Below are 14,569 nucleotides of genomic sequence, written 5' to 3' on the forward strand. Positions count from 1 at the left end.
ACCACACTCTGATCGAGACAGCAACAGCTTCGTGGTGGTCGGGGACATCCCGGTCCGTGTGGGTTGTCCTGACTCGATCAGGCACTGAGATCACCGCAACGATAGATGGGCTCCCACTTCCGCGGTTGAACCCGGATCGAACGTCGGAGCTCCAATCCGTGTGGGACTTACGACATCCCGAACAGGAACGGTTACAGCTCGAGGCACATGTGTACGAGATCAAGGCGGGGAGGCAGATGGCCATCCTGCACCAGTACATCTGGTGAAATCACGAACAGCCAGATGAAGGCTACGACCGACAACAACGCGCAAGGCTGCTTCCAGAACCACGCTATCTGGCTGTAGGTGGTTCGATCAGTACGACTAACTGTGAAGGTTCGGCGCTGGGCCCTGGCATCAATCCTGCCAGTAGAAAGAGCAGGGTTCCGATGTCCAACGGCTCACGCTTGCCGAAGTAGCAGGTGCAGATCGGTCACCTCAGTCCGAGTCCAAAGATGTGTTGTTGGCATCAATCTCACCGACCTCTGTGGCTTGTGGCGAAGCAAACCGGCAGACACGCGTTCCGTCGCCGGCCCAGACGACAAAGTACTCGCCAGTCTCGATCCGAACCTGGGGCTGGTCTTGATCCTGAACATCCTCGAACACTCCCATCGCTATCGAAGTGCCCTCGACCGGTGTGAGCCCGACCTTCTCTTCAGGCTTGCGATACAAGGCAACGCCGCTGCGCCGGTCGAAGAGAATCGCCTCGCCGTCGAGGGCGCCCGTCTCGATATGGGTCACTTGAGCCAGCGCTTCCCTGAACTCAGCCGAGTACCAGGCATGAGGATCCCCAAGCCCGCCATACGGGGTGATGAGGAAATAGCGCTTGGCCTCGTTCCCGAGGGATTCGATCTCGTCTCGAATCGCTTGCGCTGTGGGATCTAGCAAGTCGTTCTGCTGAGAACGGAGCTCCTCCAGGATCCGGAGTTCTTCGCCTTCGATGAATCCCCGTGCAATCACATTGCCGAGCTCTTTGGGGTCGGCGTGCGTCTGGTTGAAAACTTTGTCGACGAGGTAATGCCGAGGGACCCGGAAATTCATGCTGAGGATCGGGCGAGAGGTGTCTACTGATTCGGGGACGGTTGTCTCAACGGGAACCTCCGCGGTAAGCCCTTGTCCGGATTCCAACGCCTCTCGCAGCGAGATCCGAAGCACGTCAAGCTTGGTTTGCGACAACGGCTCCCGCGCGAGCCGCTCGTCCTCGGTGGCGTCCCATTTGCCGACCTCATCGTTGAACCTCTGCATGAGATTCGATTCCGCGGTACTCAACTCGCGACCTTCCCCACCAAGCAGCCTTACGAAGCGCCTGTACCCGGATGCAGTCTCCTGATCGGTCGCGGGTGGTAGCGAGCCATACGAGGAGGCAAGCGCGTCCAACGCGGCACAGTCAATGTAGTGAGGAAGTTGAACTCGCTGAGAACGACCCGATGTGGAAGTGCGCATTTCCCACCATTCCCACCGACTGAACAGAGTAGCTCCGCGCTCCGTTACGGCGTGAGCGGCAAGGATTTCGAACCGCTCACCGTGCGGAGTCAGTAGCGCCCTCATGCCTGGGTCACCGGGGTCCCGCGTATCTCCCCTGGCCGCGAGGTAGTCGAGCCAGGCACTAAGAACCAACTGACCCGCCCGGACGTTCATGCGCCCGTGTCCGCCAGAATCTGCAAACTCGAACAGGCCGTTCAGCTCACTCGCCGCCAACCGGGCATTCTCCAATTGCTTCCCATCAAGTGCCAATTTGACGAGCTCGACCATCGCCCAGGTAGCCCGGGCTTGCAGGTCGTGACGCGGTTCCTCTGCTGCGAATGAATACACGGCGAGGTTTTGAACGCACGTCACGATGCGGAGCGGCACTGAATCGAACTCAGCGCTCCCGTGCCTAAGTACCTCGAACCAGACGCGAGTGAAACTTCGCAGGCATTCATCGACGTACTCCACCGACCCAGTTCGTGGTGCCTCGATTGCGCGCGTCATCGCCTGACCGACAAAGAGACCGCATGCCCGTGGAGACAGCAACGCATCCTGCTCAACCTCACTGATGCTGCGGTACAGCCAGTCACGGCGGGTGAGGGAAGACCGGAGAGAAGAGTCCAAGCTCTCCGGTCGGGCAGTCCAAACCCCGCGAACGACCTGCCCGAGCAGCTCCATGGCCCGCTCGGCTGTGCCGTAGGCACCCGAACGCAAGCTCGTGCCGACGGCATCCTTCAGGATGGCGATCTCTCGATCCGTCTCCTCGTCAGGTGTGACTGATCCTGTGGCCTCGAACTCGATGCTTGACTGAAGGAGTCGGACCAGTCGGTCCTGAACGTTCCGATCCAGCTCTTGTGATGTGCGGATACGGAAGGCCGTTTCTCCGATCCTGGTCCGATCACCGGGTTCGATATCGATATCGACTTGGGGTGGAGAGGAGAAATCGTCGCTCCCACCATCGTCTGCTCCGCCCTCGGTCAGCGGAGGCCCGAGGGTAGCGATTGCTCGAAGGACGAGCTGTGGCCTGATCGCCTTGACGACGAGACCGACCTGTGGAACTGGAACGCGCAGCGTTACGGCAGATGGCCCAAGATCCCCGACCGAGAATCCTGAACCGGCGAGGGAATCCCGTTGACACCGCGCAGCGGCGTACTTACGAGACGCGGTGTTCAGACGACTGGTCAGAACCTCAACCAGTGCCACACGAACAACTTCGTCGAGCCGCGATGGGCGACCGAAGAGACGCATGAGCCCGATGTAAGAGGACACCAACAGCATCACCGTCGCCACGAACCAGCCTATGGCGACTCCGAGAGTGCCAATACTGCTTGGCAACCAGACGGTTCCAACAGCTATGACGGCATTTGCCGTGAGCCCGACCCCAACAAACCACCCAGCACGCACGTGCTCAAGAACCCGGTCACGGGACGCACCGATCGCCAGCGGGGCCTCAGCGAAGAGCTGCGCCGCAATCGCGAGACCAGCAAATCCCACCGACAAGAACGTCGTCTGAACCTGCCAGAGAATTCCATTACTTCCGGGTACGGCCGGATGATTAACGAGCCAATCTGGATCGCCCGCATAGTACGAGATCGCAAGGATCGCAACACTTAACGCGAACGCGAACGCGAGGATGAGGATGTCCCGCCACTTCATACTGCTGAGTTTCCCCCAGTTGGAAGACAACATTTTCTGGGCGGCATCGATCCATCGACGCCTGGTGGATACCGTCACAATGCTCCCATCATGAATTCTCATACCACCGCAGCAAGATCGAATGCCACATCTGATTCAAACGCCTAGGCAGACCCCGGAATCCATTCGCAACCACAGACTCAGCCTCGATCAACCCTAAGCTGATTGGCTCTGTCACGGTCCGACGACTAGGAGCTGCAGTAATCTGCGCGCCAGAAACATCGGGAGAGGGTCTGCGGATCACCGAGGTTTCCAACTGGCCGGTCTCTTTCGAAATGTCGTACTCGCGAATAAGCACGTCGTCGATTTCTGCAGCGACAGCTTGCCGAGCAGGCTCCCCCGAGCATCGCGCGGGTCCTCGCTGATTTCCGGCCGCCTCGTTAACTCGGCGCGGGGCTCTCGCCGTCCCTCCATCAGCATCGCTGCCTCGACAGTGTCACTGCCCACCAGGTCGATAACGAAGTGCGCCCCGTGCCACCAGCAGGTGGATTCCTGAACGAACATGCGGTCCAGGTCGCTTGTTGGGATAGCGCGTTGCCAGTGTCCTTGTCGCGGTTCGAAACCGGGAGGCGGGGACGAGCCGTAGGCACGCAAAATCATCGTGTCTACGCGCCAACCCGAGATGCGATACTCGCCGCCTTCGAAGTTGGCGAAGCTGCCTTCGGGCAACAGATTTGGGGTTGTCACAGCGTAGGCACCTTCAAGGTTCATCGAGTATCCGGATCGCTTGCTGTACTCCATCGACGGCCATTCAAGAAATCGGGGCCATAGGCGCACGGTCTTGGTCTTGTCGGCTTATGGGCACTACAAGGGTATGACTAATGACAACGTATCCCAAGGTCGGCACGAGCCACCTGAAGCGGTACTTGAGATCGTCATCGCTACCGGCCCGGACGGTGAGAAGCTCGCACAACGCCAAGCCGACGCATTACGCGAAATAATGCGATGGCTTGCTTCACGACAGGAGTAGGTCGCGCCGATTCTCACCCTGAAAACTCAGCGTAAGCAACCTCTAACGCTTACCGCCGCCCAGGGCAAAATCGGCTTCGATGACCAGTTGACCCGCGAGAAGATACTGGTCGGCACTGTTCCCATCTGTAGATGATCCTGCCGGGGGCGCTTTCCCATCCTGACCTGCGACGACAGTCGCAGACTCAGGGATACCCAGCCCGTACAGCGCTCAAACAGCTAGGGATTATCGCGGCTGGAATCGCGAGATGGGGCAGGATCTAGACGCCATCGCGGAGCTGTCGGAGGACTTCACAACCGAGCTTCCACGGGCGAATCGCACGAAGTCGACGATCGACACGTACAGCCGCGACATCGGGTTCGGAAGGCTCACCCCCAAGCCGGTAACGATAACCCGGCGCTATGGCTGGGTCAGCGAGGCAGGATGACCAGTTCCGGCATTCAGCAGATGCTCTACCGCCGCGGTGCCGCGGCCGGCATCGGCCATCTGCACCCACATCAGCTACGCCACTTTTTCGCCCACAACTGGCTAGCTAGCGGCGGCCAAGAGCAGGACCTGATGATGCTGGCCGGTGCGCTCATCCAGCAGCTGCCACCGCAGACTGTGGGAAGGGGACTACCGTCGCTGCCACCGCGACCACGAAGAGCATCACGACCGGAAACGATCAAATTGTTCACCGTGATCGGGTAATTCCAGCCAACCTAGAGAGGTAGCTAATCAATTGCCCAAGGAACGGTGGACTCACCGATAAACCCTCCACTGTGATCCAGGCAACACTTACCGCCGAAAAGGGCGGCTGACCTGGCCTCCAGGAGCGTGCCGACATCCGCTTTCGTCCCCGCCCCAGCCCCGTCGGCGTGCACACCGCCTAAACCGCCAGGTAGATAACACACCCAGGCAGACAGATGCGGCTACAGCCCAGGCCGAGCGGATTCTCTGCACCATGCAAGTCGGCACCCAGATGTTGCGGCCCACAACGTCCAAAGTCCCAAACGACGCTGCGGATCGGCGCCCTCAACCCACGTGCCGTCCATCATCGGGGCCAGTCAGCGCTCGAGCGGTGAGCGGGCGAACCTGCGCGTGAGATTGTCTGCGGCACACAGGTTTTCAGCATCACTCGACATATTTCTCGGGTTCCTGATCGTTCTGCCCGCCAAGGCATTCGGGGCAGGTGCCGTAAAGGTCGATGTGGTGGGTGACGTCGGCGTAGCGGTGCTGACCGGCGATGCGGTCGGTGTGGTGTTCGAGGTCGTCGAGGGTGAATTCTTCGGCACGCCCACAGATTCGGCACAGTAAGTGGTGATGGTGGCGGTCGTTGTCGCGGAGGCGGTACAGGAACTCGCCGTCCTCGGCGCGCTGAACCTCTACGACTTGCTGGTCTGTGAGTATGCGAAGGATGCGGTAGACGCTGGTCAGTCCGGCGCTCAGCGTGGGGGTCGCGCGCAAGTCGGCGTGAAGCTGCTGGGCGCTGCGGAAACGGTCATCGCGCCGCATCACCTCCAGCAGCGCGCGTTGCTGCGGTGTGATGCGGCGGCTCCCGCGACGCCCGGCGGTGGGTTCAGGCGATCGATGATCTGGTGCGGGCATGGGTTCGGGCTTGATATCGGCGGAGATGGTCGAAGAGGACGGCGATGAGATAGCAGGTGGTGGCGACGGACATGATGGTGAAACTGGCGGGCGCGGCGGCGAAGCGGTAGGACAGGGCGATTCCCGCCCACACGGCGCCCACGGCCAGCAGCGCGGAGAGCCAGAACGCTTGCCACGGCCGGTTCGTGAGCCGCGCCGCGGTGGCGGCCGGGGCGGCGAGTAGCCCGAGAACGACGACAGCGCCGACCAATTGGGTGGCCTCGGCCACCGTCGCGCCCACGATTCCCAGGAAGACCGCGCCGAGAAGGCGGACCGGGACACCCGCAGCGAGCGCAACGCCGGGATCGACGGTGGCGAACAGCAACGGACGCGAGATCGCCAAGAGCACCGCGGTGGCACCGACCGCGATCAAGGTGGCCGTCACGGCGGCGGAAGCGCTGATCCCGAAGATGCTGCCGAACAGCACATTCACGTTCGCGCTGCCGTTTCCGCCGCTGCGGTGGGTGGTGTAGTAGGCCAGGAACAGCACGCCCAGCCCCAGTACCCAGGAGAAGAACGAGCCGATCACAACCTCGTCGGCGCCACCGCGCACACCACCGACACCGAGTGCCACCCCAACTGCCACTGTTGCTACGAAAAGCCCTGCACGCGGGTTGATTCCGGCGGCCAGCGCCGCCATGGCACCGGTATAGGCCACGTGGCCCAGTGCGTCACCGGCGAAGACCTCGCCACGTTGCACGACGAAATAACCGGCCAGTCCGCACAGGATCGCTACCGCTGTTCCGGCGAGCAGCGCATGGTCGATGAAGGGATGCGCGAGCATGGTCGACACGGCGTTCACGCGGCCACCTCCGCCACCGCGTGGTGGGTCCGGCCTGGGTGCAGGTGTCCGCGCCGATCGAGCCACGTCCTGAGGCCCGCGCTCGCCAGGTAGCACGTGAAAGCGAAAGTGCTGACCCAGAATCCGATCGGATACGGGGAGAAGTACGCGAATCCCATGCCCAACCAGGTCACTACGACGGCGATCGCGACCGACACCGCGACGCCGAGCCCGGGATGGCTGGTGAGTCGGTGCGCGGCGGCCGCCGGTGACACCAGCAGCGCGAAGACCAGCAGGCTGCCGGTGACCTGACTGGTACCCGCCGCCGCGACACCGAGCAGTAGCATGAACGCTGCTGCGACCAGTCGCACCGGAACTCCCTGGGCTGCAGCGGTTTCCGGGTCCAGCGAAGCCCACAGCAGCGGCCGCCCGAGCAAGGCCAGCACCAGCAGGCACGGCACGGCCGCGATCAGCAGCACAGTGACCTGCTGAGAGGTGATGCCGGCGATGGTGCCGAACAGCAGATTGGTCAGACCGGAGAGGAACCCCTTGTAGAGGCTGACGAACAGCATTCCCGCGGCCAGCGCGTATGCCTGCACGGTGCCGATGACGGCGGACTGCTCGCCGGTGCCGCGCGAGCGGGCTGCCTGGGGAAGTGCCGCGATCACGAGCGCGGTCACGATGCAGGCGGCGAAATACCCGTACCCTGCGCCGATTCCGAGCCAGGTGGCAGCGGCCGCGCCGGGGAACCCGACCACGGCCAGGGTGTGCCCGGCGAAGCTTTCCCGCCGCAGCACCATCATCCAGCCGATCGCACCGGCCGCCACCGCGACGATGGTTCCCGCGCGCAGCGCATTGACCATGAACGGGTAGGACAGCAGCTGCCGCAGATCCTGCACCAGGTTCCAGGTGGCGACCGGGTTCATCGCTCGGGCCTGGCTATCGAAGCGGTGGCGGTGTGCCCGGGTGGCACGTCGGGCTGCCCGACCACGAACAACCGCCCGGTGCTGTCGCGCAGCACCTCGATCGGGATGCCGTAGAGCGCCGAAAGTTTCTCCCCGGTGATCACTTCCGCGGGTGTGCCGGTCAGAGCCTGTCCGCGCGCGACGTATACGAGGCGATCGAGGTAGGGCAGGATCGGGTTCACGTCGTGGGCGACCATGACGACCGCGACCTGCTCCTGTCGGCAGATGTCGCGGATCAGCGCACTGATACCGGCTTGGCTGGGCACATCCAGGCTGTCGAGCGGTTCATCGAGCAGCAGCAGTCGAGGGCGCCGGATCAGCGCCTGTGCGATGAGCAACCGTTGCTGTTCACCGCCGGAGCACTGCCCGATCGGGCGGTGCGCGTACGCACTCGCCCCGACGAGGTCGATCACTTCTCGCAGACGCTGCTGGCGTGCCCGATATCGTTCGGGGGTAACAAGTTTCGAGAGCCAGGGAATTGGTGTTCCCCACCGCGCCCCGTCCAGGCCCAGGCGCACGATATCGATGCCGCGGATGCGTAGGCTCGTATCGAAGGCGCGCCGCTGCGGCAGATAGCCGATGCCTGAATTGCGCCGGCCTACGGGGCCACCGAGTACCTCGACGGTGCCCGCCACGGTCGGCGTCAGACCGAGAATCGTCTTTATCAGCGTGGATTTGCCCGCACCGTTCGGGCCGAGCACGGCAATGAACTGCCCGGTTGCGACCTCCAGGGACACGTCCGACCAAATGGTTCTGCCACCCACCGCCGCCGCGGACCCCCTCATGCGGACCACGGGAGCGGGGACGGAATCCGGCGGCGGGACCGCGATCTCGGTCATCGCGGTCCTCGCCTTCGTGCTGGTCATCTACTTGCCGGTCGCCTGGTGCAGCGCGTCCTGCAACGCCGTCAGCTGGCTCGATTGCCAATCCTGGAACGACGCATTCTCCGGCGCAAGGGTTTCGGTGACCGTCGACACCGCGATGCCCTGCTTCTTCGCCGCGTCCACCTGCGCCTGCACGTCCGGGGTGCTGTTCTGGCTGTTGTAGACGTACACCTTCAGTGCCTTGGCGGCGATCTGCGCATCGATGGTGGCCTTGTCGGCCGGGGCCGGGTCGGTGCCCTCGCTGATCGCCTTCAGGAACTCCGGCGGGGTGATCAGGTTGAGGCCCAGTGCCTCCGAGAGCGGCGAGAAGATCGACTCGCTCGCGCCGACCGGGGTGCCCGCGTACTTGGTTTTGATAGCGGTGACGAGGCTCTTGTACTTCGACAGCGTCACATCCAGGAACTGGGTCTTCTGCGTATCGAAGTAGGCGGCATCGGACGGGTCGGCCTTCTTGTAGTCGGCGGTGATCGCGTCCACCACTTTGGTGACCGAATCGGGCGAGTACCACTGGTGTGGGTTGCCGTCGTCGGCAACACCGAGCTGCTTGCCGACATTGAGCTCGGTACGATCGTTGCCCGGATTGGCCGCCAGCAGCTTGTCCGACCAGGCGTCGTAGCCGATTCCGTTGGCGATCACCACTTTCGCGCCCGCGATCGTGCGCGCATCCGCCGGTGTCGGTTCGTAGGCGTGCGGATCGGTGTCCGGGTTGGTGATGATGCTGGTTTCGTGCACCTTGTCGCCGCCGAGCTGGGCCGCGATGCTGCCCCAGGCGTTGATCGTCGCCACCACTTCGAGTTTCCCGCTACTGCCGCCCGTATCGGACGAAGTATTCGACGAACTACACCCCGCCACGACCGCGGTAACCGCGACCGCCCCCATTGCCGCTGCCATCACGCGTTTGCTGTTGCCCGGTCGAGCCATCTTGCATCCCTCATCAGATCTTGAAACTGGAAATCATTATCATCAAGGTAGCAGCCGGATCGCCGATCGTCCAAGCGAGCTTGACGTGTCCATCCGGAGGCGCATGGCAGTGAGTGGATGTCCATGAAGAACGGCCGCAATCGAGCCAATCCTATTGCTGCGCTTGATCTCCCACGATTGCTTCTGGTTCGACCCTCCAGTCCCGTGGAGGCTTCAGTGGGGTGCACGTCACTGTTTCTGGTTGCGCATTGACATTCACGCAACCCCCCCTCATGATTACCGGCATTGACAACCATGTTCATCAAGCAGCGTCGACAACCCCTCGCTGAGCCGTTCCGCGCGTATATCAAGTCTGTCGCGGCTCGCACTGATGCATGCCCGAACGGCTCTCGTATCATGTTGCGCGACTGTGTAATTCGCCCGGATAGCCCTTTGATCTCCGGTTTCAGTGACCCCGGTACGGCTGCGCTGTTCCCCCTGCCCGCATCGCAATTCCGAATTCCACGAAGAAAGAATCCTGATGAAGTTCCGTAATATCGCCGCGACCGCCACCATCGCTATCGCTGCTCTGTCGATCACCTCTGTCACCGCGAATGTTGCTTCCGCGCAACCGGATTCGTTGAGCAACAGCTCCGTCTCCACCGACATCGCGCCCGGGATCCATTACAAGGCGAACATTGTCGACCATTCGGTCGTCATTGCCACCGATGCGGGTTCGCTGGCCGTCAAGGACAACCAGGTCCAGATCGTCGACAACTCCGGCGCGGCGGTCGCTACCCTCCCGCTGAGCTACCAGGCGAACGGGAAGTCCTTCCCGATCGCGGCTCGGATTGACGGCGATACCGCCACTCTGACCCCGAACACCGATCCGGCTGCCGCGCAGCCGATCACGCCCGGTGCCCCGGTTATCAAGCAGGTCGACGCCACCGCCAACGCCAACTTCAACCAGGCCATCAGCAACCTCGCCAACGAGGTCTCGGTTGGTGTGGCGATCGGTAGCCTCATCGGCACCGTGATCGGCGCGGGTATCGGTTGCATCGCGGGCGGTGCCATCCTCGGCGCGGGCGCTACCGCCGCGACCATCGGCACCCTGACCATTCCGGGCGCCATCGGCGGCTGCCTGGTCACCGGCGCGGCCGCCGCCGCCATCGGCCTGGTGGCCGGCACCATCTTCATCGGCGGACCCGTCGCGGCCGTAGCCCTGTTCCAGTTCTTCAACGACCTGGCCACCCCGCCTGCCCCGGCTGCCGCTCCGGCCCCGGCGGACGCGGCTGCGCCCCCTGCTGCCTGAGTAATCCGCATAGCTGGCGGAGTCCTCGATAGGCCACCGCCGGCTGTCGGCATTCCGGTCCCGCACAAACGATTTCAGCAAGTAGGTGGTCGAGGGTGCCGATGCCAGGTGGTGGAGAATCGAGGATCGCCCGCTGCTCTTCGATTCTTCAGTTGCAGCACGAGCAATCGTGGTCAGCGGGTTGCCTAGCGGCAGGGAGAGCGCCCGGTGACGGGCAGCAGGTGTCGCCACGCCAGGCGTTGATGCCTTCCCTGATGGCGATGACCGCGATGACCAGAGCCGCGATCGGGTCCGCCCACGACCAGCCGAACAGGCTGTTGAGGAGCAACCCGATCAGCAGTACCGCCGAGAGGTAGGTACACAGCAGGGTTTGCTTGGAATCGGCTACCGCAGAGGCTGATCCGAGTTCGCGCCCGGCGCGGCGCTGCGCCCACGAGAGCACCGGCATCACGGCCAGGCTCACTGCCGCGAGCATGATGCCGATCATGGAGTGTCGGGCCTCACCCACACCGAGTAGTCCGCGCAGCGAGTCGACGCTGACGTAGGCAGCCAGCGCGAAGAACGAGAACGAAATGACCCGCAGGGCAACCCTTTCCCGCTTTTCGGGGTCTCGCGCGGCGAACTGCCACGCGATCGCCGCAGCGGAGGACACCTCGATGACCGAGTCCAAGCCGAACCCGATCAGCGCGGTCGAGGACACGCGCGTGCCCTCGCTCAGCGCGATGATCGCCTCGATCACGTTGTAGGAGATCGTCGCCGCGACGAACCAGCGGATGCGGCGAGCCAACAGCGCCTGCCGCTGTGGTCCGGGCCTGGCCAGGGCGGTTGCCGCGGGAAGCGGTGGGATGCCCAACGTCTGCGACATCAGCAGCACCCCTCGGTCTGCGAATCGGCGCAGTACGCCGGATCGACGGCCAGCACCAACCCCGTCAGATCATCGAGCGCTGTCCCGATCCGCGCGTCCGCGAGTTCGTAGCGGGACCGGCGCCCCTCCGGCACCGCCACCACGAGGCCGCAACCACGCAGGCATGCAAGGTGATTGGACAGGATCTGGCGCGAAACGCCGATCAGGTCGGCGAGATCGGAAGGATAGCTCGGTGCCTGCCGAAGACTCAGCAGGATTTGGGTACGGGTCGGATCGGAGAGCGCGTGCCCGAAGCGGGCCAGCGCATCACGGTGCAGCAGGGTATCCACGCACTCACGATACATTAGAATCTGTATTCAGAAAGCGATGAACCATTCGGGACCTGATTAGGAAGTTCGACCTGCCATGACCCCCGGACCGCGCTGATGGAACCGGCCACCCATCGGTGGCCGGTGGCGGGCTCGTCCCAGGACGCGATTAGTCGATTTCGGGTGGGGCGATTTAGGTCGGCGCGAAGGCGCGGGCTCGCTCGCCGGGTGTCGACTGGCAGTGCCTCGGTGGGCGCGAGCAGCAGTGTCGTCGTGATGCGAAGGATCAGCTGCACCGCATGTTCGGCGGCCTCGACGTCCATCGTTTCGCTGATCAGTAAAGAGCTGTGCGCGAACGACACTCGCACCGCCAACTGCGTGACGTCATCCTTCGGCCGGACCGCAACCCACGGGCCGCCCTGCGCAACGGGGCTCAATCGTTGCCCTTCACGCCCCCCGCTGTAACGCTGGTCACTCCCGCGATGGGTCATCGAGCGAGACGCAGTCCGAGCCTCGCATTTATTGACAATATGTGATGTCATTTCATTGAAGAAAGGTCGCGGTCGCCGCATTCAGCCGTGACCGATCCGCACCTGAAATACCAACGCTCACCTCGAATGCCCATGCGCACCACAGGAGTCCTCATGTTCGGCCCAGGATCATTGTTATACGAGTCTTATGGCGATCGGCGCGGTTACCTGGTTGCGCCCGTCGAAGGGCTGCTGCAACTGATGTACCCCCCGCTCGGTCGCGGCGTCGAGCAGCACTCCGCGTTTTCCGACGAGCCGCTACAGCGGTTGTTCCGATCGGTACCACAGATTCAGGCCACTATCTTCGACGGTAGGTCAGCTGCGGAAACGGCACATCGGGTCCGGGACTTCCATCGAGATATCAAGGGCGACATGGCCGATGGCACCCGCTACCACGCACTTGATCCGGAAACCTACTTCTGGGCGCACGCGACCTTCATCGACGCTGCCTTCCGGACCAGTGATCTGTACTTCACTCGGTCCTACAGCAACGAAGAGAAGGCCGCGATCTATCGCGAGGGCGTGCAGTGGTGGCAGATGTACGGCATGTCCGCCCGGGTCGTTCCCGCGACGTACCCGGAGTTCCGCGAGTACTGGGACCACATGCTGCACAAAGTGCTCGAGCCAACCCCGTCCGCGCGTGGACTTGTCGATTTCTTCCGGTCCCCCGGCAGTATGCCGCAGCCATGGGTCCCGAACTGGTTGTGGCGCATGGCAGGACCGGCCGGGAGCCAGGCATGGTTGCGGGTAGGCGCCGGGGCCCTGCCGCCGGTCGTCCGTGAGATGTTCGATATTCCGTGGACCCGGGCGAATCAGATCGCGTTCGACGCGTTCCGTACCACCGTCGCCTACACCTGGCCCGCGGCGCCCTATCCCCTGCGCATCATGCCCCGCGCCCGCGCCGCCTACCGCCGTGATGGGCGCCTCGGCCTTGCCGCGGCCCGCGAACTCGTCGTCTCCGGACGCGGCGCCGAGGCTCCCGCCGCCTGAACCCGGCAATCGCATGCCGACCCAACGTCACACCGCGCCCCGGCAGGCACGGTCTCGAACCATGGTGAGCCAGATCATCGATGCAGGTGAGACCGTGCTCATCACACACGGTTACGAGGCCGCCTCGACCAACCGGATCGCCCACACCGCCGGCATCAGCCCGGGCTCGCTGTACCGGCACTTCCCGAACAAGGACGCCATCGTCACCGCAGTCGTCGACCGCTACAACGACGAGGTCGTCACCACTCTGCGAAGGTATGTCTTCGACAATCTCACCCAACCGCTCGAAATCGCCGTCCCCGCAATGATTTCGGTGCAGCTCGACGCACTCGCCGACCGGCCCGAGCTGCTGCGCGCGGTGATGGAGCAAACCCCGCGCCTCAGCGCTTCCGGTACCGTCTTCGCCTTCGAACAACAGATATCCGAGGTGGCCCGCACCGTTCAGCATCTGACGATCCGCTACATACTCGATCGGCCCGCGATGGTCCGCGCCCACTTCGTTGCCGACCTCACGCGCCTGGTACGCAACTTCGTTCAGGAATGACCGACCGTCGCAGATGCCTGCCCCGAGCGGTTTTCGCCTACTCCGGTCCGGGACCGGCCGACACCTCGATGATTGCCGGGAAGTAGGTTCGCGCGAACCAGCGGGCGTGCTCGTCGGTGTCGATGGGAAGCGCATCGGTCGGGACCATCAGCAGGGATGCGGTGACTCGCACCAGCATTTCCGCGGCGCGCAACGCGCCGTCGAGCGGTAGCGAGTCACCCGCGATGGTCATGGCGATCGCGGCGCGGATCGGCTCCATCTGCGCCGTACTGTCGGTGAAAAACGAAGTGAGCGTTTCGGGTTCGTACTGCTGCAGCGCGATCACCAGCGGATGCCTACGGCATTCGCGCACCCCCAGGACAAAGGCTTCGGCGGCACGGTCCGCCGGGTCGGTCCTGGTGAGGACCCGGCCACTGATGGCGACGAAGAACGACACCACCTCGCGCACCACGACCTGACGCACGATTTCGTCCTTATCGCCCAGCCGCCGGTAAACGGTCGGCCGGGACACCGCAGCGCGCCGGGCGATATCGCCGACGGAGGTGCGCCGGAAACCGTGTTCGATGAATTCGGCGCGGGCGGCATCGAGCAGTCGGCCGTGTTCGGCATCGGTGGCGAGCCCCGCCCCGAACAGCTGCTCGATATCGATGCCTGCGTGCGTCATGCAGCGAGAATAACGTCCGACAGGCCCCC

15 protein-coding genes are annotated in these 14,569 nt (G+C 63.5%); 4 read left to right on the plus strand and 11 right to left on the minus strand.

Annotated elements, in window-relative coordinates:
- Positions 1 to 477 precede the first annotated feature (477 nt).
- Positions 478 to 3,162, minus strand: a complete 2,685-nt coding sequence (locus JWN03_RS15460; RefSeq protein ID WP_297615006.1) for a hypothetical protein — start codon at positions 3,160 to 3,162, stop codon at positions 478 to 480.
- Between the two features lie 279 nt (positions 3,163 to 3,441).
- Positions 3,442 to 3,942 (minus strand): hypothetical protein, encoded by a 501-nt coding sequence (locus tag JWN03_RS15465; RefSeq protein WP_297615008.1) that lies wholly within the window; start codon positions 3,940 to 3,942, stop codon positions 3,442 to 3,444.
- A 652-nt stretch (positions 3,943 to 4,594) separates the two neighbouring features.
- On the opposite strand from JWN03_RS15465, the gene JWN03_RS15470 reads away from it, so the two are divergent.
- Positions 4,595 to 4,861, plus strand: a complete 267-nt coding sequence (locus JWN03_RS15470) for a hypothetical protein (protein WP_297615010.1) — start codon at positions 4,595 to 4,597, stop codon at positions 4,859 to 4,861.
- Between the two features lie 423 nt (positions 4,862 to 5,284).
- Here JWN03_RS15470 and JWN03_RS15475 read toward each other — a convergent pair whose 3' ends face one another.
- From JWN03_RS15475 to JWN03_RS15495, 5 genes are read right to left on the minus strand one after another with little or no spacing between them, the layout of a single operon-like run.
- The gene (locus JWN03_RS15475) at positions 5,285 to 5,758 is read right to left on the minus strand and encodes a Fur family transcriptional regulator (RefSeq protein ID WP_297615012.1); all 474 of its coding nucleotides are present in this window, start codon (positions 5,756 to 5,758) and stop codon (positions 5,285 to 5,287) included.
- Entirely contained in the window at positions 5,730 to 6,599 is an 870-nt protein-coding gene (locus JWN03_RS15480; RefSeq protein ID WP_297615014.1) for a metal ABC transporter permease, read from the minus strand. Before JWN03_RS15480 ends, JWN03_RS15475 begins: the two co-directional genes overlap by 29 nt.
- On the minus strand, positions 6,596 to 7,504 hold the full coding sequence (locus tag JWN03_RS15485) for a metal ABC transporter permease (RefSeq protein ID WP_297615016.1): 909 nt from the start codon (positions 7,502 to 7,504) through the stop codon (positions 6,596 to 6,598). Before JWN03_RS15485 ends, JWN03_RS15480 begins: the two co-directional genes overlap by 4 nt.
- Positions 7,501 to 8,382, minus strand: a complete 882-nt coding sequence (locus JWN03_RS15490; protein WP_297615018.1) for a metal ABC transporter ATP-binding protein — start codon at positions 8,380 to 8,382, stop codon at positions 7,501 to 7,503. Before JWN03_RS15490 ends, JWN03_RS15485 begins: the two co-directional genes overlap by 4 nt.
- Before the next feature lie 27 nt (positions 8,383 to 8,409).
- On the minus strand, positions 8,410 to 9,348 hold the full coding sequence (locus JWN03_RS15495) for a metal ABC transporter solute-binding protein, Zn/Mn family (RefSeq protein ID WP_297615020.1): 939 nt from the start codon (positions 9,346 to 9,348) through the stop codon (positions 8,410 to 8,412).
- 520 nt (positions 9,349 to 9,868) lie between these two features.
- Between JWN03_RS15495 and JWN03_RS15500 the strand changes: the two genes are divergently transcribed.
- Complete coding sequence (locus JWN03_RS15500) at positions 9,869 to 10,639, plus strand: hypothetical protein (RefSeq protein ID WP_297615022.1); 771 nt, start codon at positions 9,869 to 9,871, stop codon at positions 10,637 to 10,639.
- 148 nt (positions 10,640 to 10,787) lie between these two features.
- On the opposite strand, the gene JWN03_RS15505 is transcribed toward JWN03_RS15500, so the two are convergent.
- From JWN03_RS15505 to JWN03_RS15515, 3 genes are read right to left on the minus strand one after another with little or no spacing between them, the layout of a single operon-like run.
- Positions 10,788 to 11,504, minus strand: coding sequence for a cation transporter (locus tag JWN03_RS15505; RefSeq protein ID WP_297615024.1), 717 nt, complete (start codon positions 11,502 to 11,504; stop codon positions 10,788 to 10,790).
- Positions 11,504 to 11,833, minus strand: coding sequence for an ArsR/SmtB family transcription factor (locus JWN03_RS15510; RefSeq protein WP_297615026.1), 330 nt, complete (start codon positions 11,831 to 11,833; stop codon positions 11,504 to 11,506). The genes JWN03_RS15505 and JWN03_RS15510 overlap by 1 nt, the downstream gene beginning before the upstream one ends.
- 14 nt (positions 11,834 to 11,847) lie before the next feature.
- Entirely contained in the window at positions 11,848 to 12,249 is a 402-nt protein-coding gene (locus JWN03_RS15515) for a hypothetical protein (RefSeq protein ID WP_297615028.1), read from the minus strand.
- A gap of 207 nt (positions 12,250 to 12,456) precedes the next feature.
- Here JWN03_RS15515 and JWN03_RS15520 point away from each other — a divergent pair, with 207 nt between their 5' ends.
- Both JWN03_RS15520 and JWN03_RS15525 read left to right on the plus strand, forming a co-directional pair.
- Positions 12,457 to 13,332 (plus strand): oxygenase MpaB family protein, encoded by an 876-nt coding sequence (locus JWN03_RS15520; RefSeq protein ID WP_297615030.1) that lies wholly within the window; start codon positions 12,457 to 12,459, stop codon positions 13,330 to 13,332.
- A gap of 61 nt (positions 13,333 to 13,393) precedes the next feature.
- Positions 13,394 to 13,876 carry a TetR/AcrR family transcriptional regulator gene (locus JWN03_RS15525; RefSeq protein WP_297615032.1) on the plus strand — a complete coding sequence of 161 codons (483 nt, stop codon included), beginning with the start codon at positions 13,394 to 13,396 and terminating at the stop codon, positions 13,874 to 13,876.
- 37 nt (positions 13,877 to 13,913) lie between these two features.
- Here JWN03_RS15525 and JWN03_RS15530 read toward each other — a convergent pair whose 3' ends face one another.
- Positions 13,914 to 14,540, minus strand: a complete 627-nt coding sequence (locus tag JWN03_RS15530) for a TetR/AcrR family transcriptional regulator (protein WP_297615034.1) — start codon at positions 14,538 to 14,540, stop codon at positions 13,914 to 13,916.
- Positions 14,541 to 14,569 lie beyond the last annotated feature (29 nt).

The organism is Nocardia sp. (genome assembly GCF_025465275.1).
GTDB lineage: Bacteria > Actinomycetota > Actinomycetes > Mycobacteriales > Mycobacteriaceae > Nocardia.

Bases quoted from the DNA above. Each gene is read 5' to 3' on its own strand.
- JWN03_RS15460 (WP_297615006.1), bottom strand. From the start codon at position 3,162: ATGAAGTGGCGGGACATCCTCATCCTCGCGTTCGCGTTCGCGTTAAGT.
- JWN03_RS15465 (WP_297615008.1), bottom strand. From the start codon at position 3,942: ATGGAGTACAGCAAGCGATCCGGATACTCGATGAACCTTGAAGGTGCC.
- JWN03_RS15470 (WP_297615010.1), top strand. From the start codon at position 4,595: ATGACCAGTTCCGGCATTCAGCAGATGCTCTACCGCCGCGGTGCCGCG.
- JWN03_RS15475 (WP_297615012.1), bottom strand. From the start codon at position 5,758: ATGCCCGCACCAGATCATCGATCGCCTGAACCCACCGCCGGGCGTCGC.
- JWN03_RS15485 (WP_297615016.1), bottom strand. From the start codon at position 7,504: ATGAACCCGGTCGCCACCTGGAACCTGGTGCAGGATCTGCGGCAGCTG.
- JWN03_RS15490 (WP_297615018.1), bottom strand. From the start codon at position 8,382: ATGACCGAGATCGCGGTCCCGCCGCCGGATTCCGTCCCCGCTCCCGTG.
- JWN03_RS15495 (WP_297615020.1), bottom strand. From the start codon at position 9,348: ATGGCTCGACCGGGCAACAGCAAACGCGTGATGGCAGCGGCAATGGGG.
- JWN03_RS15500 (WP_297615022.1), top strand. From the start codon at position 9,869: ATGAAGTTCCGTAATATCGCCGCGACCGCCACCATCGCTATCGCTGCT.
- JWN03_RS15505 (WP_297615024.1), bottom strand. From the start codon at position 11,504: ATGTCGCAGACGTTGGGCATCCCACCGCTTCCCGCGGCAACCGCCCTG.
- JWN03_RS15520 (WP_297615030.1), top strand. From the start codon at position 12,457: ATGTTCGGCCCAGGATCATTGTTATACGAGTCTTATGGCGATCGGCGC.
- JWN03_RS15525 (WP_297615032.1), top strand. From the start codon at position 13,394: ATGGTGAGCCAGATCATCGATGCAGGTGAGACCGTGCTCATCACACAC.
- JWN03_RS15530 (WP_297615034.1), bottom strand. From the start codon at position 14,540: ATGACGCACGCAGGCATCGATATCGAGCAGCTGTTCGGGGCGGGGCTC.